Origin of the sequence: Mesorhizobium sp. M1273 (genome assembly GCF_040318195.1) — a bacterium.
Lineage (GTDB): Bacteria > Pseudomonadota > Alphaproteobacteria > Rhizobiales > Rhizobiaceae > Mesorhizobium.
In genome coordinates this window covers 1-22,473 of sequence record NZ_JAMYLV010000051.1, presented here as the reverse complement: position 1 = coordinate 22,473, position 22,473 = coordinate 1, and the positions used below count along the sequence as shown (strand labels likewise).

The 22,473-nt window shown below is 61.2% G+C and carries 21 protein-coding genes and 3 pseudogenes; 15 read left to right on the top strand and 9 right to left on the bottom strand.

All coding sequences use genetic code 11. The annotated features are described in order from the left end of the window. Nucleotides 1-8 precede the first annotated feature (8 nt). From glmS to panB, 7 genes are all read right to left on the bottom strand, one after another. Nucleotides 9-1,832: a glutamine--fructose-6-phosphate transaminase (isomerizing) gene (gene glmS, locus NKH30_RS31015; protein ID WP_352717904.1), complete on the bottom strand. Its 1,824-nt coding sequence runs from the start codon at nucleotides 1,830-1,832 to the stop codon at nucleotides 9-11. Between the two features lie 815 nt (nucleotides 1,833-2,647). Continuing rightward, the gene (locus NKH30_RS31010; RefSeq protein WP_352835571.1) at nucleotides 2,648-2,959 is read right to left on the bottom strand and encodes a DUF2285 domain-containing protein; all 312 of its coding nucleotides are present in this window, start codon (nucleotides 2,957-2,959) and stop codon (nucleotides 2,648-2,650) included. A gap of 157 nt (nucleotides 2,960-3,116) precedes the next feature. Beyond that, nucleotides 3,117-3,491, bottom strand: a complete 375-nt coding sequence (locus NKH30_RS31005) for a transcriptional regulator domain-containing protein (protein WP_352508062.1) — start codon at nucleotides 3,489-3,491, stop codon at nucleotides 3,117-3,119. Then, the gene (locus tag NKH30_RS31000) at nucleotides 3,488-4,138 is read right to left on the bottom strand and encodes an acyl-homoserine-lactone synthase (RefSeq protein WP_352835492.1); all 651 of its coding nucleotides are present in this window, start codon (nucleotides 4,136-4,138) and stop codon (nucleotides 3,488-3,490) included. The genes NKH30_RS31005 and NKH30_RS31000 overlap by 4 nt, the downstream gene beginning before the upstream one ends. A gap of 93 nt (nucleotides 4,139-4,231) precedes the next feature. Next, nucleotides 4,232-4,957, bottom strand: a complete 726-nt coding sequence (locus NKH30_RS30995; protein ID WP_352496586.1) for a LuxR family transcriptional regulator — start codon at nucleotides 4,955-4,957, stop codon at nucleotides 4,232-4,234. A gap of 94 nt (nucleotides 4,958-5,051) precedes the next feature. Continuing rightward, entirely contained in the window at nucleotides 5,052-5,912 is an 861-nt protein-coding gene (gene panC / locus NKH30_RS30990) for a pantoate--beta-alanine ligase (protein ID WP_352496587.1), read from the bottom strand. Beyond that, nucleotides 5,909-6,769, bottom strand: a complete 861-nt coding sequence (panB, locus tag NKH30_RS30985; protein WP_352997866.1) for a 3-methyl-2-oxobutanoate hydroxymethyltransferase — start codon at nucleotides 6,767-6,769, stop codon at nucleotides 5,909-5,911. Before panB ends, panC begins: the two co-directional genes overlap by 4 nt. Nucleotides 6,770-6,942: 173 nt before the next feature. On the opposite strand from panB, the gene NKH30_RS30980 reads away from it, so the two are divergent. The 13 genes and pseudogenes from NKH30_RS30980 (at nucleotide 6,943) to NKH30_RS30920 (ending at nucleotide 19,789) form a co-directional block, all read left to right on the top strand. Next, the gene (locus tag NKH30_RS30980; protein ID WP_023722073.1) at nucleotides 6,943-7,911 is read left to right on the top strand and encodes an NUDIX hydrolase; all 969 of its coding nucleotides are present in this window, start codon (nucleotides 6,943-6,945) and stop codon (nucleotides 7,909-7,911) included. Nucleotides 7,912-7,977: 66 nt separating this feature from the next. Next, nucleotides 7,978-8,952, top strand: coding sequence for a quinolinate synthase NadA (gene nadA / locus NKH30_RS30975; protein WP_352508058.1), 975 nt, complete (start codon nucleotides 7,978-7,980; stop codon nucleotides 8,950-8,952). Further along, nucleotides 8,949-10,490, top strand: a complete 1,542-nt coding sequence (locus NKH30_RS30970; protein WP_352997864.1) for an L-aspartate oxidase — start codon at nucleotides 8,949-8,951, stop codon at nucleotides 10,488-10,490. Before nadA ends, NKH30_RS30970 begins: the two co-directional genes overlap by 4 nt. Next, nucleotides 10,490-11,344: a carboxylating nicotinate-nucleotide diphosphorylase gene (nadC, locus tag NKH30_RS30965; protein ID WP_352458523.1), complete on the top strand. Its 855-nt coding sequence runs from the start codon at nucleotides 10,490-10,492 to the stop codon at nucleotides 11,342-11,344. The genes NKH30_RS30970 and nadC overlap by 1 nt, the downstream gene beginning before the upstream one ends. Nucleotides 11,345-11,439: 95 nt before the next feature. Continuing rightward, nucleotides 11,440-12,438, top strand: a complete 999-nt coding sequence (gene bioB / locus NKH30_RS30960) for a biotin synthase BioB (RefSeq protein ID WP_352997869.1) — start codon at nucleotides 11,440-11,442, stop codon at nucleotides 12,436-12,438. Continuing rightward, the gene (locus NKH30_RS30955; RefSeq protein ID WP_352997862.1) at nucleotides 12,435-13,574 is read left to right on the top strand and encodes an 8-amino-7-oxononanoate synthase; all 1,140 of its coding nucleotides are present in this window, start codon (nucleotides 12,435-12,437) and stop codon (nucleotides 13,572-13,574) included. Before bioB ends, NKH30_RS30955 begins: the two co-directional genes overlap by 4 nt. After that, nucleotides 13,571-14,206 (top strand): dethiobiotin synthase, encoded by a 636-nt coding sequence (gene bioD, locus NKH30_RS30950; RefSeq protein WP_352474693.1) that lies wholly within the window; start codon nucleotides 13,571-13,573, stop codon nucleotides 14,204-14,206. The genes NKH30_RS30955 and bioD overlap by 4 nt, the downstream gene beginning before the upstream one ends. Further along, complete coding sequence (locus NKH30_RS30945) at nucleotides 14,206-15,471, top strand: adenosylmethionine--8-amino-7-oxononanoate transaminase (protein WP_352997860.1); 1,266 nt, start codon at nucleotides 14,206-14,208, stop codon at nucleotides 15,469-15,471. The genes bioD and NKH30_RS30945 overlap by 1 nt, the downstream gene beginning before the upstream one ends. Then, entirely contained in the window at nucleotides 15,468-16,451 is a 984-nt protein-coding gene (gene bioZ, locus NKH30_RS30940) for a 3-oxopimeloyl-[acyl-carrier-protein] synthase BioZ (RefSeq protein WP_352997858.1), read from the top strand. The genes NKH30_RS30945 and bioZ overlap by 4 nt, the downstream gene beginning before the upstream one ends. A gap of 43 nt (nucleotides 16,452-16,494) precedes the next feature. After that, a pseudogene (locus NKH30_RS33300) lies at nucleotides 16,495-16,821 on the top strand (aspartate 1-decarboxylase); the annotation flags it as partial. Between the two features lie 71 nt (nucleotides 16,822-16,892). Then, nucleotides 16,893-17,039 (top strand): annotated as a pseudogene (locus NKH30_RS33295) (NrtR DNA-binding winged helix domain-containing protein); the annotation flags it as partial. Nucleotides 17,040-17,665: 626 nt separating this feature from the next. Further along, a complete protein-coding gene (locus NKH30_RS30925) occupies nucleotides 17,666-18,322 on the top strand; it encodes an antitoxin Xre/MbcA/ParS-like domain-containing protein (RefSeq protein ID WP_352596149.1) in 657 nt (218 codons plus the stop codon). 315 nt (nucleotides 18,323-18,637) lie between these two features. Beyond that, nucleotides 18,638-19,789, top strand: coding sequence for a porin (locus NKH30_RS30920; RefSeq protein WP_352571074.1), 1,152 nt, complete (start codon nucleotides 18,638-18,640; stop codon nucleotides 19,787-19,789). Between the two features lie 461 nt (nucleotides 19,790-20,250). Here the strand turns inward: NKH30_RS30920 and NKH30_RS30915 are convergent. Then, nucleotides 20,251-20,957, bottom strand: a pseudogene (locus tag NKH30_RS30915) (S46 family peptidase). Between the two features lie 4 nt (nucleotides 20,958-20,961). After that, nucleotides 20,962-21,105, bottom strand: a complete 144-nt coding sequence (locus NKH30_RS30910) for a S46 family peptidase (protein WP_352638078.1) — start codon at nucleotides 21,103-21,105, stop codon at nucleotides 20,962-20,964. A gap of 609 nt (nucleotides 21,106-21,714) precedes the next feature. Here NKH30_RS30910 and groES point away from each other — a divergent pair. Further along, nucleotides 21,715-22,011, top strand: coding sequence for a co-chaperone GroES (gene groES, locus NKH30_RS30905; protein WP_352453535.1), 297 nt, complete (start codon nucleotides 21,715-21,717; stop codon nucleotides 22,009-22,011). Nucleotides 22,012-22,076: 65 nt separating this feature from the next. Further along, nucleotides 22,077-22,473: TCP-1/cpn60 chaperonin family protein (locus NKH30_RS30900; RefSeq protein WP_352997856.1), on the top strand; the 397-nt coding region annotated here is incomplete at its 3' end.

The following is a 22,473-nucleotide window of genomic DNA, read 5'->3' as shown; positions in this document are numbered from 1 at the left end:
GTTCACAATCACTCGACCGTGACCGATTTTGCGAGATTGCGCGGCTGGTCTACGTCTGTGCCCATGAAGAGCGCCGTGTGGTAGGCAAGAAGCTGTATCGGCAGCGAGAAGATCATCGGCGCGATAATCTCGTCGACAGCCGGCAACACGAGCGTGTGCATGGTGTTGAGTTTCGATGCGGCTGCCCCTTTTTCATCGGTGATGAGGATAATCCGCCCTCCACGGGCAGCCACTTCCTGCATGTTGGAGACGGTCTTGTCGAAAAAGCGATCATGGGGCGCGATGACGATCACTGGCATGTTGTCGTCTATCAATGCGATCGGACCGTGCTTCAATTCACCCGCCGCATAGCCCTCGGCATGGATGTAGGAAATCTCCTTGAGCTTCAGCGCACCTTCCATCGCTAGCGGGAAACTGGTGCCACGGCCGAGATACAGGACGTCACGACACTTTGACAGTTCGCGCGACAGGAACTCGATCTCCGGCTGGATGCTGTTGAGTACCTGGCCCATGACGCGCGGCACTTCGGCGAGGCTCCTGACGAGCGCCTGCAGCTCGTCTTCGGTTACGGTCCCGCGGGCTCTGGCGGCGCCGATGGCGAGTGCGGCTAGAACGGCAAGCTGGCAGGTAAACGCCTTGGTGGAGGCGACGCCGATCTCCGGTCCGGCAAGGATCGGGAAGACCGCATCGGCCTCCCGAGCGATGGTCGATTCGCAGGCATTGACGATAGCGCCAATTTTCAGCCCACGCTCCTTGCAGTACCTCAACGATGCGAGCGTATCGGCGGTTTCGCCGGACTGCGAAATGAAAAGAGCCGCCGACTGCGGCGACAACGGGATCTCGCGGTAACGGAATTCGGACGCAACGTCGATTTCAACCGTCAGGCGCGCATAGCGCTCGAACCAGTATTTTCCGATCAGTCCGGCGAGATAGGCGGTCCCGCAGGCCGAGATCGCCAAGCTCGGGATCCTGGCGAAATCGATGCCAGAAACCATGTCGGCGCGATTCTCTATGATGTTGCTATAGTGACGGAGAGCATGGGCGATGACTTCGGGCTGCTCGTAGATTTCCTTCTCCATGAAGTGGCGATGATTGCCCTTGCTGGCCAGATCGGCCGCGGCCGTGGAGGTATGGCGCGGACGCTCGACGGGATGGCCGTCGAAATCGAAGATATGGGCGCCCGAATTGCCGACAATGGCCCAGTCGCCCTCGATGAGATAGGTAATTTCATTGGTGAAGGGAGCAAGCGCGATCGCGTCGGAGCCCAGGAACATCTCGCCGTCGCCGTGACCGATCGCCAGCGGCGGTCCGTTGCGCGCCGCCATGATGGTCGACGGATCATCTTCGAAGAGGACGGCAAGCGCATAGGCGCCCCTGACGCGTTTCAGCATGGCACGCATCGCCTCTTGCCGCCTCATGCCCTCCCGGCGGTGTCTTGCCAAGAGATGCGCGATGACCTCGGTGTCGGTGTCGGTCTGGAACTCGGCGCCAGCCGCCGCCAATTCGTCCTTCAGCTCGGTGAAATTCTCGATGATGCCGTTATGGACGACGGCGACACCGTCGGTAAAGTGCGGGTGTGCATTGTGTTCCGTCGAGGCCCCATGGGTTGCCCAACGCGTGTGGCCGATGCCGATGTTGCCGCTCAGCGGCTCTTCCTTCAGTCTCCTCTCGAGATTGACGAGCTTGCCCTCGGCGCGCCGGCGGTGCAAGGCACCTTCGGTGATCGTCGCAACGCCGGCGGAATCATAGCCGCGATATTCCAAACGCTTCAATGCGTCGACCAACCGATCCGACACCGGCTGTTGCCCAACGATGCCAACAATCCCGCACATGTTCGTCTCCCCATTCTTGCCGGCAGCTTCAGCCCACGCGAGACGGATACCCATCCGGCCGCGTTCATTGGGGACCTTGTAGTAGTATTCGGTAATATTGGTACAATTGATTGTAGGGATAACTATCATCCACCCCATGGATGAGCCGCGTTTGTGGGCCCTGATCTAACTTCTCGTTGCGCCTGACGCCCTCATGCCCGAACGCAAGCCCACACCCCGCGGCACGAAGGAACAATCGGCCATGCGCGAACCATCCCGGCTACGCACCTGACCACGGACCGCCGCCGCTCGTGATCACGCGGTGATCGGCATGATCACAAGCACTGTAGTTAGGCAGCGTCAGCGACGCATGATCGGCATCATCATCATCGGCAACGTCGGCGCCGTCGGCATGATTCACGTGTTCGTCACGTTGATCATAATCATCGTCGCCGCCGATCAACTTTCTGATTGCCTGCCGCTTTGACGCGGCTTTCGCCGGTAGAGCTTAGCCCGCGATGGCCTATCAAAACGCTGTTAGTCGGCATGGCCGAAACCGAGAGTCAGGCGGCGCACGCCACAGAGCACGTTCAGCGACCGTTTCAGTCAGCGCCGGCTTTGTCGGGGTTCGTAGCGGTCATCAGGATTCTCGGGGCATGAATGCACTATCACGAAAGCGTTGGTTCTCAGTGCTTCGTCCGTATTACTCAAACCCGATTCCCGCAGCGGAAGAACTAGGCGCGTGTCACGTTTTGTACAAGGCACAATAGCAGTGAGAAATGGAGATTGATGCCTGCCCGTTTTCGGATAAGACAATCACCGAGCTGTCACCCGAATTACATCAGGAACTGTCTATAGCCACCGCCCATCAGGTAGCGGCCACGTTGGATGGCGCGACGCACCTGATCGCGAAGATGGCTACCTGGATGAGACCAATCTTCTTCGACACGGCGTCTCCCGAACAGGGCAATGGCGATCTCCTGATGAGATGCTCCCGCAAGCGAGCCATCCAAAGCCTGGAGCACGATACGCAGACGCGCTCCGCGGGGTTCCGGCGGAAAGCAAGCAGCTGCCAGGCGGCCGCAACCACTGATGTGGTTCAGGAACTGAAGGGCAGCGACATGGAACTTCAGGTGCTGCGGCTGCACGATCGCGTCGACATATAGCCGCAACGGGCGGAGAACGGATGCACCGGAAAGGGCGATCTGCAGACTCCGGCAGTCCTCCCTCAGCAGCACGTGCTGCACGCCGGCAGGTGTCAGCAGGATGTCCTTGCAGCATGAGAGCGACGAAAGATCAAGCGGTTCAAAATCGTGGTCGAGCCCAACCAGCTCCGCGGCCGCTCGTAGAATACGGTCGCAGTCGCGCGGATCCCAAAAGACCCTTGCCGACGTAGCGTCCGACTGTGGCGCGTCCGCGAAAAAGGAGGCTCCATTGTCTTAGGAAAGATGATCCTGTCGTCAACTCGATTATGTTCATGTCGGCCTGGGCTCCGACAATGCAGGCGGACGGTGCCATTTTGGCGTGGTCGCGCTGGAATTGTGGATTGCGCCGAAGAAACTCCCAGGCCCAGGCAGTGCGTGGCAATCGTCTGGCGTAGTGGTAAGCTTCGTGACGACGCCAGTCCGGCCAGCATACAAGACCGACCGTCGCTTCCTTGGGCAGACCAGCATCCTTCACGGCTCAGGTGTCCACAATGCCGACGGGCCTAGAACCGGTTGCCACAGTACCGGTCCGCTCAGACGTCCCCTGCTGCGGATGCGCAAAAGGCTCGCGCGGGAAATCTCGAGAAACCCGGCCACCGCCTCCGTTTTGCCGACGGACTTGGGTTGTCCGATGCGCGACAATGGCCACGTCGCGAGGCGAAGGATCCGTTCCATGCGCGTGTCCGTCACCGTTACTATCCGGGTCAGATCCTCGGCCAAGCCGAACTCGATCATGCCCGCGAAGAGCTCGTAGGTTGCCTGGGCCAGTCCGCCCGCTGCCTTGGGCGCCGACGGAGGAAGATCGAGCGCGAAACGACTGCTCTCCCATATGTCGGAGGTCGAGGGCACGACGTCAGCACCCAGCAGCACCGGGAACGTGTCGCGCAACATTGTGGGTCCGGTGCTGGGCAAAAGACGCACGCAACCGCGAATTCGCCAGTCGGATCCCTTGAGGAGCAGATAGACAGGCTTCAGACCATCAAACGGGTCTGTTTCCATCTGGTCTTCGGTATCAACTTCCCAATCGAGCCTTTCCTTGAACACCCGAAACCTGAGCCCGTGCATCTCTTTGAGCTCGCTTGCGAACTCGTCGTAAAGGTCTGGTGTTATCAGCTGCATCATGGTCGCCTCCGTGCGGGATGTGTTCCCGCCATCGAAGGGCAAAGCCGGCAGCGATGCAGCCTGTAGAGGTTTACAGCTATCGTGGCCGACGAATCAGGATCTCGCCTGGCCGGAGGCAGCCAGTCGTGCAACGGCCTGGTTGATCGTTCGAACGCCAAGCTTTGCCTTGGCGTTTTCCAGATGAAAGGTCACGGTGCGCTTTGAGACGCCGAGAAGCTGGCTGATAACCCAAGCCGACTTGCCGCGCGCCGCCCATTTCAGGCACTCGAACTCCCGCGGGGTGAGCGTTACACCATCCACCACGCGATCGTCGGCGAGCCTGCGCCGGACATGGATATGAAAGTTGATGGCCACCAGCTGCAATGCTTTTTCGTAACGTGTCAGTGACCGCAACAGAGGCGGACGGGACTCGTCGGAAGCAAAGGTCAGGGCAGCAAACCGGCCGCGATGATCATGCATGGACATCGTCAGGCCGCCGCGGATGCCAAACTCAGCCGCACTCTCCAGAATTTGTTGCTGCGAATTCGGCAGACAGTGCCGAGCGCGATCCACCCCCCAATCGAAGGTATCCCAGCCTTGCAGCCCGCGCAGGATGACCGGATCAAGACTGTGGTATCGCTGTTGCAGATAACGTGATGTCCAGGATGAAGGATAGTTTGAGATCAATTGCGGGGCGTCGCCGGAGGCCGACGGGTAAGTGAAATAGGCGAATAGCGGAAAATCGAAGCCGGCTGCAGCGGATGCCATTGCCTCACGGAGATCGGCAGCATCAACACTTGCAGACAGTTGCTCGACGAAGTTCTCAAACACGCGATGCATTTGCGCTTTGCGTAACCTCCGTGATCGCTCGATGCCAGGCAGAGACCTTGTTTTAAACGATCCCGGACGGATACAGCGCGTGCCGAGAACCCCGTTAACCTGTTGAAACCCGTGATATTCTGACGTTGTCTATGAGCCGTGTACCGCCGAGCCAGGCCGCGACAAGCAAGCGTGCAGGTCGGTCAAGGCTTGTCATCGGTCGCAGATCTGCCTCGTCGCGAAGTTCCAGGTATTCGACCTCGCGATAGCCCGCAGCCAGAATTGCTGCGCGCGCTTCGGCAAGCGTTGGCAGGACGGGCGAGTCGCGGGCAAGCCGCTCAGCCGTCTCGAGCAAGACCGATGATAGCTCGGGGGCAACAGCACGCTCTGCTGGCGAGAGCCGGACATTGCGCGATGATAGTGCAAGACCGTCGGCTTCGCGGACTGTCGGACAAGGAACAATGGTGATTGGAATATCCAGGTCCCGGGCCATACGCCTGACTAGCTGAAGCTGCTGAAAGTCCTTTTCGCCAAAGAAGCCGAAGTCAGCGCTGGTCTGCAGGAAGAGCTTGGCGACGACGGTCGCCACGCCATCAAAATGTCCCGGCCGGAAGGCACCGCACAGGCCCTCGCTGACACCGGACACCGAAACGGTCGTGGCGAAGGCCGCCGGATACATTTCTTCTGCATCCGGCGCATAAAGCAGGTGCGCGCCAAGCGGTGCCAGCTTGGCGGCATCCTCGTCCTCGGTGCTCGGATACGCGGCGAGATCGGCCTGGCTGTTGAATTGCTTCGGGTTGACGAAGAGCGTCACGATCACCCGGTCGGCCTTCTCGAGTGCCGCGCGCACCAGGCTGAGATGGCCCTCATGCAGGACGCCCATCGTTGGCACCACGGCAATCCTCACGCTCTCGCGGCGCCATGCGGCGACAATTTCGCGAAGCTGGGCAACGCTCCTGACAATCGGCACGCTCACGCTGCTTCTCCGCTCTTGGTGGCGTCCGCGTCGGCGGGCTTGCGCGCATCGGCAAACACGTGCTCGGCGGCCGGAAACTGGCGCTCCTTCACTTCCCGCGCATAGGCCGCGATCGCAGCCGCAGCGGCCTCCCCCATTTCAGCATAGCGCTTGACGAATTTGGGCCGGAAGTCGCCGAAGAGGCCCAGCATGTCGTCGACGACGAGAATCTGGCCGTCACAGGCTGCCGAGGCACCGATGCCAATGGTCGGGGTCGCCACCTCCCCGGTGATCCGGCGGGCGAGCGCCTCGGGAACCTTCTCCAGCACGACCGCAAAGGCGCCCGCTTCGCTCACCGCAAGCGCGTCGCGCCTGATGCGCTCGGCATCCCCGCCTCTGCCCTGCACGCGGTAGCCACCGATGGTGTTGATCGCCTGCGGCGTCAAGCCGACATGGGCCATGACCGGCACGCCGCGCGCGGCGAGGAAGCCGATCGTCTCTGCCATCGTTTCGCCGCCTTCGAGCTTGACGGCCGCGCAGCCGGTCTCGGCCATGACGCGCGCGGCATTGCGGAAAGCCTGCTCGGGGCTTTCCTCGAAGGAACCGAACGGCAGGTCGACGACCATCAGCGCCTGCTCGAGGCCACGGCGCACGGCCTGGCCGTGAATGATCATCATCTCCAGCGTCACACCGAGCGTCGAGGGCAGGCCGTGGAGAACCATGCCGACGCTGTCGCCGACCAGCACCACATCGCAATGGGGATCGACAAGCCGGGCGACTGGGGTCGTGTAGGCGGTAAGACAGACGAGCGGCGTCCCACCTTTGCGCGAACGAATATCCGGCGGTGTGATCGCCTTGGTGTCACCAAACGCACTCAATGGACCCTCCTTCCCCAACGTTACCAACCGCGGGTGTCGCGTTTGCCACATTTTTGTGCAAGTGCGAAGAGCTAAAAATGGCCGTGCAGCTGTGCGGTGTTGACGTGCGGACAGGCGCGCTTACATTTAAATCGATTCAGACGCTTCCGAGCTGGCCAACCACTTTCGCGAACATGGACGATCAGGCAAAAGGACCCAGGAAAGACAGAGCCGCTGTCAAGGCCGACGAAGTCAAAGTGGACCTGATCGCCTTTGTCGTCGCCGTAAACGACAGTGAACCCTGTGTCCTCACCATCGGCCAGGCGGACACCCTGCCCTCCGGACCATTTGCGCTTGAGCACCGATCGCTGCAATCCGGTTTGAGGGGGTGGGTCGAGCAGCAGACCGGCCATCCGCTGGGGTATATTGAGCAACTCTACACCTTCGCGGATCGGGATCGCATCGGCGCCGAGCGCCAGCAGCGCGTCATCTCCATCAGCTATCTCGCATTGACCCGCAAGGAACAGGCAGCTGGCTCGCCCAAGTGCGGCTGGCAGAGCTGGTATGAATATTTTCCATGGGAGGACCACCGCTCCGGCACGCCTCCGGTCGTGCTGGACGTTCTGCGACCGCGCCTGATTGAATGGGCAGACGGCGTCAGCGACGCGGCCACGCGACGTGAACGCTGGCAGCGGGCGACGATAGCCTTCGGCTTCGACGACCGCCTTTGGAACGAGGAACTCACGCTTCAACGCTATGAGTTAGTCTACGAAGCAGGCCTGGTCCAAGAGGCCGGAAGCGGACGGGACGCGACGCTGCCTCCGCTGGTGCCCAGCAAGTCTATGGTCGCCGATCATCGCCGCATCGTGGCGACCGGCATTGCGCGGCTGCGCTCCAAGATCAAATACCGGCCGGTCGTCTTTGAGCTGATGCCGCCGGTCTTCACGCTTTTGCAGCTGCAGCGAACCGTGGAGGCGCTTGCCGGCAGGCTCGTGCGTAAGCCGAACTTTCGCCGGCTGATCGAGCAGCAGGAGCTGGTCGAAGAGACCGGAGAGGCAACCGCGGAGACCGGCGGCCGGCCAGCGAAGCTTTACCGGTTCCGCCACGCCGTTCTCGACGAGAGGGTCATCGCCGGGACAAAATTGCCGCTGGCGCGGGGTTGACATCGCTTATACTCACAGCAAGTATATGCTGGTTATTTTCAACTAGAGTATAAGCTGGAGGGGTCGATGAGCGCCATGCTGCCTGCGACCGCGTTTCTCTACGAGCGCGTCCGACGAGTGATCCCGCCGATCGAATGGCCGGCTTTCGTCGAGGATATCGAGGCGATCCTTGCACTGAAGCGCGAGCGCAACGCCATCATCCTGGCGCACAACTATCAGACCCCCGAGATATTCCATTGCGTGGCCGACATCGTCGGCGACAGCTTGGCACTGGCCCGCACGGCTGCGACGATCGAGGCGCAAGTCATCGTGCTGGCCGGCGTACATTTCATGGCCGAAACGGCCAAGCTGCTCAATCCGCAAAAGACGGTGCTCATTCCCGACCTGCGGGCAGGCTGTTCGTTGGCGGAATCGATCACGGCAGAAGACGTGCGCTTGATGCGCCAGCGTTATCCCGGCGTGCCGATCATCACTTATGTCAACACGTCGGCCGAAGTGAAAGCCGAGTCGGATATCTGCTGTACATCCGGCAACGCCAAGGCGGTCGTCCAATCCCTTGGCGTTCCCCAGGTGATCATGTTGCCGGACGAATATCTGGCCCAGAATATCGCCGCCCAGACCGATGTGCAGATCATCGCCTGGAAAGGGCATTGCGAGGTGCACGAGCGCTTTACACCGGCCGACATCCGCGAGTTGCGCGAAAGCCATCCCGGCGTAATCGTGCTCGCGCATCCCGAATGCCCGCCCGACGTCGTGGCTGAAGCAGATTTTTCCGGCTCGACCGCTGCCATGTCCGACTATGTCGAAAGGCAAAGGCCGGCACGTGTCGTGCTGATGACGGAATGTTCGATGAGCGACAACGTCGCGTTAGCGCACCCAGAGGTCGAGTTCATCCGGCCCTGCAATTTGTGCCCGCACATGAAGCGGATCACGCTTGCCAACATCCGCATGGCGCTCGAGCAGAACCACCATATCGTAACCATCGAACCCGGGATCGCCGGGCGCGCGCGGCTTGCGGTCGAACGGATGCTGGCAATTTGAGCGCCGATGTCCGCAGCTTCTTCGGGCGGCCCATCATCATCGGCGGCGGCATCGCCGGACTGATGACCGCGCTTCAACTGGCGCCGGAGCCGGTGCTGCTTCTGTCCAGGACGCTGCTGGGAGCTGACAATTCGAGCACGTGGGCACAGGGTGGTCTGGCTGCAAGTTTCGGCGAAGACGACGATCCGGAACTGCACCTGGCCGATACGCTTGCCGCCGGGGATGGTCTCTGCGACACAGACGTGGCGAGCCGCATCCTCCAAGCCGCGCCCAAGGCGATAGAGGGGCTTGCGGGCTTTGGGGTTCCCTTCGACCGTACGTCGAAAGGATCACTGTGCCTCGGATTGGAGGCCGCACACAGCCGACGTCGCATCGTTCATGCGCATGGTGACGGCACCGGGCGTGAGATCATGCGTGCCCTGATCGCGGCTGTGCGTTCCACACCGTCGATTGTTGTCGTGGAGGGCGTGGAAGCGCGCCGGCTGGCGGTGCGAGAGAATGCGATCCGAGGCGTCTGGGCGAGCGGTTCGATAGGACCTGTCTTCTTCGGCTCACGGCGGGTCGTCCTCGCCACCGGTGGGATCGGGGGACTGTTTCTCGACACCACGAATCCTTCGGGCAGTTGCGGACAGGGCCTGGCGCTTGCGGCCCGCGCTGGAGCTGTCCTTGCCGACCTCGAGTTCATCCAGTTCCACCCGACCGCGCTTGACGGCCCGGAACGCCCTATGGCGCTGGTCAGCGAGGCCGTCCGCGGCGAAGGTGCTGCCCTGATCGACGAAACCGGCCAGGCTTTTCTCCAGAGCGTGCCAGGGGCGGAACTTGCGCCTCGTGATGTCTTGGCGCGCGCCGTCTGGAACCATCTTGCCAATGGCCACCGTGTTTTTCTCGACGCGCGGCAACGGCCTGGCCCGGAATTTGCTCGACACTTCCCGACAATCGCATCAGCCTGTCGTGGAGCCGGCATCAATCCCGCGCGCGATCTCATCCCCATTCGTCCGGCCCAACACTACCACATGGGTGGCGTTGCCGTGGACGGCTCCGGTAGGACCTCCGTCAAGGGGCTGTGGGCCTGCGGCGAAGTCGCTTCGACAGGACTGCATGGCGCCAACAGGCTCGCCAGCAATTCCTTGACCGAGGCCGTCGTGTGCGCGCGCTGGGTCGCTGAAAGTGTCGCCGGAACGCCTGCTCGCAGAACAAAGCCTGCGTTTGCGGACGTTTACCCATCCCGCGCGCCGACACCCGTGCGTGTTTTCCTGTCGCGTGCACTGGGCATCGTCCGGGATGGTGAAGGTCTGAAAGCAGCCGCACGTGCCTTATTGCCGCTCGCCGAAAGCAAGGATGCGGCCTCGGATGCGGCGGCTGTCGGGCTAATGATCGCGGTTGCCGCCTTGTTGCGCCAAGAAAGCCGCGGCGCTCATTACCGGACAGATTTTCCTCATCATGCGACTGTCGCCCGACGGTCCGAAATCACCCTCGAAGCCGCCTTGGCCGCTGCGCGGGAACTCGGACACTCGCCAAGCCTCGAAGGGGCAAAGTGATGACGCTCTCACCGCTTCCCACGGTCATGCTTGAGCCGCTTGTAAGGGCAGCTCTTCTTGAAGACCTTGGCAGAGCCGGCGACTTGACCACGGAGGCTATCGTGCCGAAGGCACACCAAGCGGGAACCGTGCTGGCGGCGCGCCAGTCCGGAGTTGTCGCCGGCCTCGATCTGGCGATGCTCGCTTTCCGCTTGATTGATCCTGATGTCGAAATTTCGGTGGAGCGGGCAGACGGCTGCAATGTCATGGATGGAGAGGTCATTGCATCAGTGGTTGGCCCTGCCCGGGCCATTCTCACAGCCGAACGGACGGCACTCAATTTTTTGTGCCATCTGAGCGGCATCGCTACAGCAACGGCATCGATCGTCGCTGCGGTTCGTGGATATGGCGCGAAGATCGTCTGCACGCGCAAGACGACGCCCGGATTGCGGGCAGTCGAAAAATACGCCGTGCGCGCAGGTGGCGGATCCAATCACCGCTTCGGCCTCGACGACGCAATTCTGATCAAGGACAACCACATCGCCATCGCAGGCGGCGTTCGCCCGGCGCTCGAGCGAGCACGAAGACGGGCCGGTCATCTCGTCAAGATCGAAGTCGAGGTCGATACGCTGGCCCAGTTGGAGGAGGTACTTGGCTTCGCTCCCGATGCGGTTCTGCTCGACAACATGTCCCTCGCCGATCTTCGCCGCGCCGTCGCAATCGTTGGCGGCCGTGCTATCACCGAGGCTTCTGGCGGGATCGCATCCGATACAGCGCGAGCGATTGCCGCGACCGGCGTTGATCTGATTTCGGTCGGCCGACTGACCCACAGCGCGCCGATCCTGGATATCGGCCTCGACTATTGGGGCTCATGATTGTCTGAGGAACGAACAGGATCGAATCAACTGTCCTTTCCGATCGTCGTCAATCAGACAGCAAAGCAAGGCAGAACCGGAGGAACAGCATGGACATGCAAACAGCCAGTCCAACGCAGACATCGCCACAGGCTCAATCCCCTGACCCTGGAGCGTGGACCCTAGAGAAGGCTCAGGCACTTCACGATGCCCCCTTCAACAATCTCCTCTTCCTCGCGCAGACCGTGCACCGCCAGAATTTCGATCCCAACAAGGTCCAGCTCAGCCGGCTGCTCAGCATCAAGACGGGCGGATGCCCGGAGGATTGCGGCTATTGCAGCCAGTCGGCGCATCACGAGACCGGCCTGAAGGCGTCGAAGCTGATGGAGGTCCGGCGCGTCGTCGCCGAGGCGAAGAAAGCGCGTGACGCCGGCGCCACCCGCTATTGCATGGGCGCGGCCTGGCGAAACCCCAAGGCGCGCGACATGGATGCGGTCGTGGCGATGGTCGAAGGCGTCAAGGCGCTGGGCATGGAGACCTGCATGACGCTCGGCATGCTCGATCTTGAGCAGGCCGCTCGACTGAAGCAGGCTGGTCTCGACTTTTACAACCACAACATCGATACGTCGGAACGCTACTATAGCGAGATCATCAGCACGCGCAGCTTTGCCGAGCGGCTCGAGACGCTCGAGCACGTTCGCCAATCCGGCATCAAGGTCTGCTGCGGCGGCATTGTCGGCATGGGCGAGGAGCCGGTGGACCGGATCGGCATGCTGGTGACGCTGGCCAATCTGCCGGAACATCCGCAAAGCGTTCCGATCAACATGCTGATCCCGATCCCCGGCACCCCGCTTGCCGACGCCAAGCCCATCGAGCCGATCGAATTCGTGCGCGTGATCGCGCTGGCGCGCATCATGATGCCGAAATCGCATATCCGTCTTTCCGCCGGCCGTACGGCCATGACCGACGAGATGCAGGCGCTGTGCTTTTTTGCCGGCGCCAACTCGATCTTCGTCGGCGACACGCTGCTGACGGCGGACAATCCCGGTGAGGACAAGGATACCCTGCTGTTCCGGCGCCTTGGCATCGAGCCGATGGAACTCGAGGCGCAATGAACGGGGCACCGCTTGCCCGCTATGAGGCGACCTTGCAGGGACTGGCGCGCAAGGACCGGCTGCGGACGCTGAAGCCGCGCGCCGGGCGCGACTTCTCGTCGAACGACTATCTCGGGCTTGCCGCCTCCAAAAGACTTGGCGAAGCGGTTGCGGCGGCGATTGCGCGGGGCACGCCGGTTGGCGCCACCGGGTCGCGGCTGTTGCGCGGCAATGCACCGGAACACGAGCAGCTCGAGGCAGACGCGGCGGCATTCTTTGGAGCCGACCGCGCGCTGTTCTTCGGCAGCGGCTACATCGCCAACTTCGCTCTGCTGACTGCGCTGCCGCAGAAGGGCGACCTTTTGGTCCTCGATGAGCTCGCCCATGCCAGCATGCATGAGGGGGCACAGGCCGGACGTGCCGAGTTCAAGCTGGCCGCGCACAACGACGTCGATGCTGTCGAGGACGCGATCAAGCGTTGGCGCGCCGAAGGCGGCATGGGATGCGTCTGGATTGCGGTGGAAAGCCTATACAGCATGGATGGCGACTGCGCGCCTTTGGAGAGCCTGGCCGCGCTTGCCGATCGGCACAACGCATTCATCGTCATTGACGAGGCGCACGCGACCGGCGTCTGGGGACCGGACGGCCGGGGGCTGGCCGCCGCTTTCGAGGGCCGCGACAACATCGTCGCGCTCCACACCTGCGGCAAGGCGCTCGGCGCATCTGGTGGGCTCGTGACCGGGCCGAGGACACTGTGCCAGTATCTGATCAACCGTTGCCGGCCATTCATCTACGCCACCGCGCCATCGCCGCTGATGGCGGTCGCGGCGCGCGAAGCGCTCGCAATGCTCGCCGACGAGCCTATGCGGCGTTTTCAGCTGCATGAACGCGTCGCCCTCGCAGGCCGCCAATTGGTCGATCGCTGCGGCGTGATACCAAGTGGCTCTCAGATCCAGCCCTTGGTGATCGGCGATGTCAGGCGCACCATGGCAGTGGCGGCGCGCCTGCAGGCCCGCGGCTTCGACATACGCGGCATTCGTCCGCCGACCGTGCCCGAGGGCACGTCGCGGCTGCGCATTTCGCTGACGCTCAACGTCGACGAAGCCGACATTTCGGCCATGGTCGAGGCGCTCGCCGAAGTGTTGGCCACGGCATGACCAGGCGCATCGTCATCACCGGAACAGACACCGGAATTGGCAAGACGGTGTTTTCGGCCGGGCTTGCCGGCCTGCTTGACGGTTTCTACTGGAAGCCGGTGCAATCGGGCCTCGACGGCGAGACCGACAGCGAGGCGGTTGCGCGACTTGCCGGGCTGCCGTCGGGGCGCGTGCTGCCGGAAGCCTACCGCTTGAAGAGCCCGCTTTCGCCGCATCGTTCGGCCGAAATCGACGACGTTTCGATCGAGGCTGCCGATCTTTCGTTTCCGGTCCTGCCGACACCGCTCGTCATCGAAGGCGCCGGCGGGCTGATGGTGCCGCTGAACCGCCGGACAAGGTTCATCGACATATTCGAGCAATGGCAATTGCCGGTCATTCTGTGCGCCCGCACCGCGCTCGGAACAATCAATCACACCCTGCTGTCGATCGAAGCCCTGCGGGCGCGCGCTATCCCGCTGGCTGGCATCGCCTTCATCGGCGATGAGATGACCGATACGCAACGGACGATCGTGGAATTCGGCGACGTGCCGCAACTCGGCAGGCTGCCGCACCTCGATCCGCTGACGGATAAAACGCTGAGACAAGCGATGATTGCCGGCTTCGACCTCGCTTTGATTGCCGGAGGCGAATGATGACGCAATCCCGTGTGTGGCATCCCTTCACCCAGCACGCGCTCGAGCCGGCGATCCCTGAAATCGTCCTGACTGAAGGCGCCTACCTCCACAAAGCCAATGGCGCGCGCATTCTGGACGCCATTTCCTCCTGGTGGGTCGTCACACATGGCCACCGCCACCCCAGCATTATGAAGGCAATCGAGACGACCGCCTCGAGCCTCGACCAGATCATCTTCGCAGGTTTCACGCACGAGCCTGCCGAATGCTTGGCCAAGGCGCTTGTCGGACTCGCTCCCGCCGGACTCGACTGGGTGTTCTATTCCGACAGCGGCTCGACCAGCGTCGAAGTCGCGCTGAAGATGGCCCTCGGCTATTTCCGCAACATCGGCGCGCCGCGCTCGCGCATCGTCGTGATGGAACATAGCTACCATGGCGACACCATCGGCGCGATGAGCGTCGGCGCCCGCGGCGTGTTCAACGCCCCCTATGAGCCTTTGCTGTTCGAGGTCGACACCATCCCCTTCCCGGCGGCCGGGCGGGAGCAGGAGACGCTGGATCGGTTCGAAGCAGTCTCCCGCGACCGGCGCCCCGCTGCGCTGATCGTCGAGCCGCTGGTGCTTGGCGCCGGCGGCATGCTGATGTATCCGGCCTGGGTTCTCACCGAATTGAAGAAGATCGCCGAAGCCTCCGGCACGCTGCTGATCGCCGACGAGGTGATGACAGGCTGGGGACGAACCGGAACCATGTTCGCCTGCGAGCAGGCGTCGATCTCTCCTGATATCCTTTGCACCTCCAAAGGCTTGACCGGCGGCGTGATCCCGCTGGCGGCCACGCTTGCCACCGATGCGATCTTCCAGGCTCATTATTCAGCGGATCGCAAGAAGACGTTTTTCCACTCGAGTTCCTACACGGCCAATCCGATGGCCTGCGCGGCAGCACTCGCCAATGTCGAGATCTGGCGTGACGAGCCGGTGGCCGAGCGGATCGCGGCCTTGAGCGAGAGACAGGCCGCCGGGTTTCGACGCTTTCGCGACAATGCCAACTTCACCGACAGTCGCGCGATCGGCACGATCCTGGCTCTCGACCTGCGCGCCGGCTCTGCCGGCTATCTGGCCGAGATCGGACCTAAGCTGCGGGCCTTTTTCCTCGAGCTCGGCCTGCTTGTGCGCCCGCTCGGCAATGTCCTTTATCTCCTGCCGCCCTATTGCGTCACCGGCGACGAGCTCTATCGGCTCCATGACGCGATCGAGGAGGCCGGCGAACGCTTCGGCTCAAAGCCATGAGCAGGTTGTCGCGCCTTCTCGGGTTTGGCCATCATGCGCCTGGGCGAAAGGTGGCGAATGCCGAAATCGAGACCAATCTCGGCCTCGAACCGGGCTGGATCGAGCGGCGTACTGGAATCCGGTCGCGCTTCTGGGCAACGGACGAAGACACGCTGTCTGGTCTTGCTGCGCAGGCCGGCGCGATGGCGCTGGCCAGCGCCGGCATTGCGCGCCACGACATCGGTCTGCTGCTGCTTGCCACCTCGACGCCCGATCACCTCCTGCCGCCCAGCGCGCCCCTGGTCGCACATCGGCTGGGGCTCGGCCGCGCCGGCGCGATCGATCTCACCGGCGCCTGCGCCGGCTTCATCTATGCGCTGATGTTTGCGGACGGATTTACCCGCCTGCACGGCAAAGCGAGCCTTATTATCGCCGCCAATATCCTCAGCCGCCGCATCAATCCCTCTGAGCGCGCCAGCGCCGTGCTGTTTGCCGATGCCGCCGGCGCCCTCGTGATCGGTCCCTGCGAGGATACTGATCGGGGGATTCTCGGTGCCTCTGTGGATTCGGACGGCTCGCGATACGGGCTGGTCCAGATTCCCGCAGGAGGAAGCAACAAGCCGTTCCACGGTGACCTCGACCTCGCGCAAACCCGAATGACGATGACCGACGGCCGCGAAGTGTTCGCAAAGGCCGTCGAGATGATGACCGATTGCTCGATAAGCGCGCTAGCCGCTGCCGGAGTGCGACCACAGGATGTCGACCGGTTCGTGCCGCATCAGGCCAATGCTCGCATTTTCGATGCGGTCGGGCGAAACCTCGGCGTTGCCGATCACCTGATCGTCAAGACGATCGCCGAATATGGCAACTCTTCCGCCGCGACGATCCCGCTCTCACTGTCGCTCGCCAATCAAGCGGAGCCGTTTCGGCCGGGCGAGAAAATACTCCTGGCGGCGGCAGGTGCGGGACTCAGCGGCGGGGCGCTCCTCGTCGGGATTTAGCCCAGCGAAGCTGCTCAACATCAGGACTGACTTTGTGAGATGAATAGGACAACGGGACCAATGCGAAAAAATAGTCGCCGGCAAGCTGCACGGCATCCACGTCACCGAAGCAAACCTCAACTACCACGGTTCGATACTGCTCGACCCTGACCACGCGAAGAACCCGGGATCCTGCCAATGGATTCGTGGAGACATGGAGCAAGACTTCCGGCGCGCGAATCTCGACCTATGTCATCCTCGGCGAGCGCGGCTCTCGATGCTGCATCCTCAACGGCGCGGCCGCCCGGAACCTGCCAGCCCACTCCATCCATCTGGACGAAGCGCACATTCCTGTCTGAAGCCGCGGATCGTTACGTTCGTCATCAACAATGTCGTCGGCTTCTCGCCGATGGCAATGCGCTGACGCGGACGGCGTTGACGATTACATCGGCAGGGGCGCTTCAGCAGAACTTTCGCCGGTTGATGGAGCAGCAGGAACTGGTGGAGGAGACCGGCGAAAGTGCTTTTGACACCGGCGGTCGGCCGGCGAAGCTTTATCGCTTCCGCCACCATGTCCTCGACGAAACGGCGGTCGCCCGGACGGGCTTGACATCCTTTATACTCAACGTAGAAATATACCCTTATAATCAATTCGATTATAACGAGAAATTCATTCGCACCGTCCGAACCCACGGTCTCGCTCGGGAAGCCCGTATGAGTGGATCGAAGTGATCTTGGAAATGAAACGCCCGAGGACGGGCTTTCAACCTTTGTCGTGAAGGAGGTGCCGCGCGAGTGGGCCAATGCCTTGCGGCAACGGTGAAGGATGTATACCGCCAGTAAACACGTGCGTCAAAGTCGCTGTCGAATGTACAGCTCGTCCAAATGTGCGATACGTTCGATTTGTGCAAGTAACAATGGAAAAGTGTTGCATAAAAGAAACGTCTAATTATATAAAGCTGGCAAGCTAAACTTTAAACTTGCACAAATGAGCATCGCGGATAGCGTCCCACTGTGAAGCGTGCACTGCGATGTGCGTCTGTTTCGATCGTGGGGGGGCAAGACGGTCGTCAATTGATGTTCTTCCCTTTTTATTGAGAGGCAAAAGTTGAAGCCGCAAGACGGCTGCTAGGTTGCGCGCATACGAAAACGCAACACATCGCCGTCCCCCCAACTTCATGTCTTCAACGCTCTTTCGGAGGCTTGCTGAGGGAATGCTATTGGGAAAGCCAGATATGTCCGCGTCGAGTGATCTTGGGGATGAAAAGCGCCAGACCGAGCTTTCAAGCTTTGTCATGAGGGAGGTGCAGCGCATTCTTGCCCAATGCGATGAGGCGAAGCAGGGTGACAAGGCTGCTGTTGCGCCTTCTGGTTCTCCTTCCAACGAATTGACCGTCGTGGCCGCCGAATTTCTTGGTAGGCTCGAGGCCGAAGCAGCGCGACGGCTAAACGCCCAGGCGGGTGAGATCGCTTCGCGACCACGGGCAGCCGATCATCCGCTCGGGCATCCGGTTCTGAAAGATTGCCCGAGAGAAGGCGCGCGCATTGCAGAATGGGCCGGTCCAGTTGCGGGGTCGACGCATCTCGAGAGACGTTTTGGAATACCGCGGTCCACTTTGTATTGGTGGCAGCAACACAATGATGTGGTTGCCTTTCGGAGAGGCTCCCGTAAGCATGTATTTCCCCTAGCTCAGTTCATCGACGGCAGGCCTATGCCCGGAATCAGGCAGGTCCTTTCCTCGATCTCCGATCCCAGACTGGCTTGGCTGTGGCTGATCAGCCCCTCGCCTCTTCTCAAGGGTCGCGTCCCTATCGAATTGCTCAGAGAAGGTATGAACACAGAAGTTGTTACATCCGCCGCCCAGGCTGTTTCTCTGATTGAATCTATCTGACAATTGGCCGGATGCCGATGGCTGTCCGCGCATTATGTAAGTGCGCACAAGCAGATGTACCAATTGTGCGATTTGTGCAAATGTATAGTTGTTCAATTTGTGCAAGTAATACAGTAGATTTAGTGGCAATAATGCAACGGATACTTCTATATATGGTTGGCAGACGGAATTTGAACTTGCACTAATTCGCTCAGCGAATAGCGTTCGAGCCGGGAAGGATGCATCGCGATGCGCATCTTTTTCGATCGTGGGGACAGGGAGCGGTTCGTCCATCGACGTCCTCGCCCTTTTCAAATCATTGAATGGAGATCAATTATGAACATCAAGAGCCTTCTTCTCGGCTCAGCTGCGGCTCTGATCGCAGCTTCCGGTGCTCGCGCCGCCGACGCGGTGACGGTCGCCGAGCCGGAACCGGCTGAATACGTCAAGATCTGCGACGTATATGGCTCGGGCTACTTCTACATCCCCGGCACCGAAACCTGCCTGCGCATCGGCGGCTATGTCCGTTACGACATCAGCGCTGGCGACGTTGGCTCCTACGACGGGGCGCGGACCCACGACGTCCAAGACGGCAGCGACCAGGGCACCTGGCGCAAGAACGCCCGCTTTGACCTAAGGACTTGGACCGGCCAGGAAACCGAACTCGGTACTTTGAAGACATACACCGAGACCAAATTCAATTTCGGTAACCGCAACGCCTATTCGGGTCCCGACAGTCCCCAGAACTATGCCTTCAACAGGGGCATCACACTAAACTTCGCCTGGATCCAGCTCGGTGGCCTTCGCGTCGGCAAGGACGAATCGGCGTTCGATACGTTTATCGGCTATGCCGGCAACGTCCTCAACGATACGCTCGTTCCCTACGGCGATTTCGACACCAACGTCGTGCAGTACTACTTCGACGCCGGCAATGGCTTCTCCGCCGTGGTATCGCTCGAAGAGGGTTCTGGCGTCGTCGGCACGATCGACAGCTACGTTCCGCATCTTGTCGGCGGCGTGAAGTACACGCAGGGCTGGGGCGCCATCAGCGGCGTCGTGGCTTACGACAGCAACTACGAAGAGGTAGCCGGCAAGGTCCGCTTGGATGTGAACGCCACCAACGAACTGTCCCTTTTCATTATGGCTGGCTATGGGACCGACGACAACCTAACCGACGGGACCTACGCCATTCCTGCCGGCGGCCGCGGCTTCTACAAGCAGTGGGGTGGCAACTGGGCCGTCTGGGGCGGCGGCACCTACAAGTTCAACGAGAAGACCTCTTTCAACCTTCAGGCGGCGTATGACGAGTGGAAGAACCTCGGCATTGCCGCCAATGTCGCCTACGATATCGTTCCTGGTCTGACGATCACGGCCGAAGTCGACTATCTCCACGCTGGCAAGTTCGGGGATGTGGACTTCTCTAACTGGACCAATGCCGACAAGAAGAACAGCGTCGGCGGTCTCCTCCGCTTCCAGCGCTCGTTCTGAGGATTGAAGAGCCCGTTGCCGCGTTCGAAGCGGTAACTGCGAGCCTTCAATTCGCGGCTGAACCATTGTGGTGAGGCTTGTAGAGGTTTCGGCGAATTGCTTGATCACGGACCTCCAATCCGAGCATTTCGTCGATGAGAAGGGCGCCCTGTTCCCGGGCGCCCTTTTTTAAGGGTTATCATCAGACTCTCTCCCGGGGGAACTGTGGGTAAGAAACAACGCATCGTCCTGCAGGCAGCTGTTTTGGCGTCTGCCTTTGGCTTTTTTTGCTGATCCTGATCCTGCAGATGGTCAGTTTTTTGGTTGACTAGGCACGCGCAAGCGGGATGGATCGCGCAGAGACACGCGGAAGTTTTTTTCGCCAGCGAAACCCCGACGACCTGATGGGGAGTCGCGCCAGCAGGGTGGGCGCCACGTCCAGTGCCACCGACCATGCGAGATGCCGATTGTTGGCGCGTCTGTCAGTTCGCGCGGCCATATTCATTCTGGTGCCGATCTGTTGCCCTTTCTGCTTTTCCCATGCGTTTTAGGCCGAGCCATTTGTGAAGCGGGCGGTCAATGGATCTGCGCCTCGCGATTGCCTGCCGTTGCCTTTTGATCTGGGCGGCATAATCCGAGAGCGAACGCTGCAACCGTGGTTCGAATTGCGCGAAGTTGAACCGGACTTCATCCGCCGTCAGGAACTGGTGGGTTGCGCCGGGAAAGCCGGCGACCATCACAAGGTCGCCTTCCTTGACGCCTGCACAGGCTATGGGTAGCCAACTCTTCGGCGGTAAGCCACATTGTCGCGCGCATATGGCCGGGAGGAACCATCAGGAGCGACATAGGCGCGATAAAAGCCGAAGTCGCCTGTGTGGCGCGGCCACATCCAATTGTCCGTTTCGCCGCCGAAGTTACCGATGCCGAGCGCGGGCGCATAGACAAGGCGCACGTCCTCGATTTCGAGCTTCTGCTGGAGATAGTAGGAGGCGCCGCCATAATAGGCCCCTACGTCGCAGCGGCGATTGGGCTGTCCTTCACATGCGGCGATCAGGGCCTTGCGGTTCGTGGCGAGCCGCTCATAGCGGGCAAACCCATTCAGCTTGTCCGAGACGCCCTTGAGCATTTCGGCGGTCACATCCCGCATGTCCTCGATCACATGGATTCGGCTGCCTGGCGCCGCGGGCAATTCTTCACCCAGGGCTCTTCGCCAGAAAGCCGTCTGTGAGATAGTCCTGGCCCTCCTTGCTGTGGTATTGGATGGATTCGAACACGCAGTGATGATTGGTTGCGACCAGCCCTTGTGGACTGACGAACGAGGCGGAGCATCCGCCCAGTGATACGATCGCGTTGAGCGGGTCAGCGTCCAGACGGCCGCATGGCCGCGCCCACTTCCGCAGTCTGGCCCGGCATCCACATACCTTCGTCCGCCGACGTAGCCGTGACCCTCCAGAGCAAGGCGATGGCAGTTGCTTTGGCCAAACATTTCAAATTCGAGTTCATGCTGACTATCGCTCTCATCTTGCCTCCTGTTCTCCGCAGATTGGATTGGTGACTATCGGGATGGCCGGAGTCCTGGCGCCCGCGCGGCGGCCAACACCGTAAACACCGAGTGGACCCGTTAACCGCAAGAGTCCTGATGGCGCTCACCTCTCATATTTGTCGCGCGCAACGTTTGCGGATCGTCCGCTGCACCAATCGTGCCAAATGAATAAAGCCTTCAGTTACAAATGGTGAGCCGCCCCATCCATGTCCGATCTCCGACGTCTTTACGTAAAGGGCTCGGTGCTTCCACGCTCGTTTGCTCTTCGCCCGTCCCTATTCCGTCTTGACTAGCAGGAGCCTACGGCCTATCTCACTGCCGCGTTAGCACTCGCTTCTGGTGAGTGCTAACCACGCTCCGGCAACGGAGAACCGTTCAACATCCGCACCAGGGAAATCCAAAAATGGCAAAGTCGAATTTCCGGCCGCTGCATGACCGCGTGGTCGTTCGCCGCGTCGAGTCCGAAGCGAAGACCGCCGGCGGGATCATCATCCCCGATACGGCTAAGGAAAAGCCGCAGGAAGGCGAGATCATCGCCATCGGTTCCGGCGCCCGTGACGAGGTCGGCAAGCTCGTCCCGCTGGACGTCAAGGCCGGCGACCGCATCCTGTTCGGCAAGTGGTCGGGCACCGAAGTCAAGCTCAATGGCGAAGACCTTCTGATCATGAAGGAAGCGGACATCATGGGCGTCATCGGCTGACACGCCGCCGCCTTTCATCCGCACCATCCAATCTGAATTTCGGGCGAAATGCCCAGGAGTAAAAAATGGCTGCCAAAGACGTAAAATTCTCCCGCGACGCTCGTGAGCGCATGCTGCGCGGCGTCAACATCCTCGCCGACGCGGTGAAGGTCACGCTCGGCCCCAAGGGCCGCAACGTCGTCATCGACAAGTCGTTCGGCGCACCGCGCATCACCAAGGACGGCGTCACCGTCGCCAAGGAAATCGAGCTTGAAGACAAGTTCGAAAACATGGGCGCGCAGATGGTGCGCGAAGTTGCTTCGAAGACCAACGACATCGCCGGCGACGGCACCACGACCGCGACCGTTCTGGCGCAGTCAATCGTCCAGGAAGGCCACAAGGCGGTTGCCGCCGGCATGAACCCGATGGACCTCAAGCGCGGCATCGACCTCGCCGTCGCCGACGTCGTCGCAACGCTGATCA

Excerpts from the sequence above, each read along its gene's own strand:
- glmS (WP_352717904.1), bottom strand. The coding sequence starts at position 1,832 with ATGTGCGGGATTGTTGGCATCGTTGGGCAACAGCCGGTGTCGGATCGG.
- NKH30_RS31000 (WP_352835492.1), bottom strand. The coding sequence starts at position 4,138 with ATGATGCAGCTGATAACACCAGACCTTTACGACGAGTTCGCAAGCGAG.
- NKH30_RS30995 (WP_352496586.1), bottom strand. The coding sequence starts at position 4,957 with ATGCATCGCGTGTTTGAGAACTTCGTCGAGCAACTGTCTGCAAGTGTT.
- NKH30_RS30980 (WP_023722073.1), top strand. The coding sequence starts at position 6,943 with ATGGACGATCAGGCAAAAGGACCCAGGAAAGACAGAGCCGCTGTCAAG.
- nadA (WP_352508058.1), top strand. The coding sequence starts at position 7,978 with ATGAGCGCCATGCTGCCTGCGACCGCGTTTCTCTACGAGCGCGTCCGA.
- nadC (WP_352458523.1), top strand. The coding sequence starts at position 10,490 with ATGACGCTCTCACCGCTTCCCACGGTCATGCTTGAGCCGCTTGTAAGG.
- bioB (WP_352997869.1), top strand. The coding sequence starts at position 11,440 with ATGCAAACAGCCAGTCCAACGCAGACATCGCCACAGGCTCAATCCCCT.
- NKH30_RS30955 (WP_352997862.1), top strand. The coding sequence starts at position 12,435 with ATGAACGGGGCACCGCTTGCCCGCTATGAGGCGACCTTGCAGGGACTG.
- bioD (WP_352474693.1), top strand. The coding sequence starts at position 13,571 with ATGACCAGGCGCATCGTCATCACCGGAACAGACACCGGAATTGGCAAG.
- NKH30_RS30945 (WP_352997860.1), top strand. The coding sequence starts at position 14,206 with ATGACGCAATCCCGTGTGTGGCATCCCTTCACCCAGCACGCGCTCGAG.
- bioZ (WP_352997858.1), top strand. The coding sequence starts at position 15,468 with ATGAGCAGGTTGTCGCGCCTTCTCGGGTTTGGCCATCATGCGCCTGGG.
- NKH30_RS30925 (WP_352596149.1), top strand. The coding sequence starts at position 17,666 with ATGTCCGCGTCGAGTGATCTTGGGGATGAAAAGCGCCAGACCGAGCTT.
- NKH30_RS30920 (WP_352571074.1), top strand. The coding sequence starts at position 18,638 with ATGAACATCAAGAGCCTTCTTCTCGGCTCAGCTGCGGCTCTGATCGCA.
- groES (WP_352453535.1), top strand. The coding sequence starts at position 21,715 with ATGGCAAAGTCGAATTTCCGGCCGCTGCATGACCGCGTGGTCGTTCGC.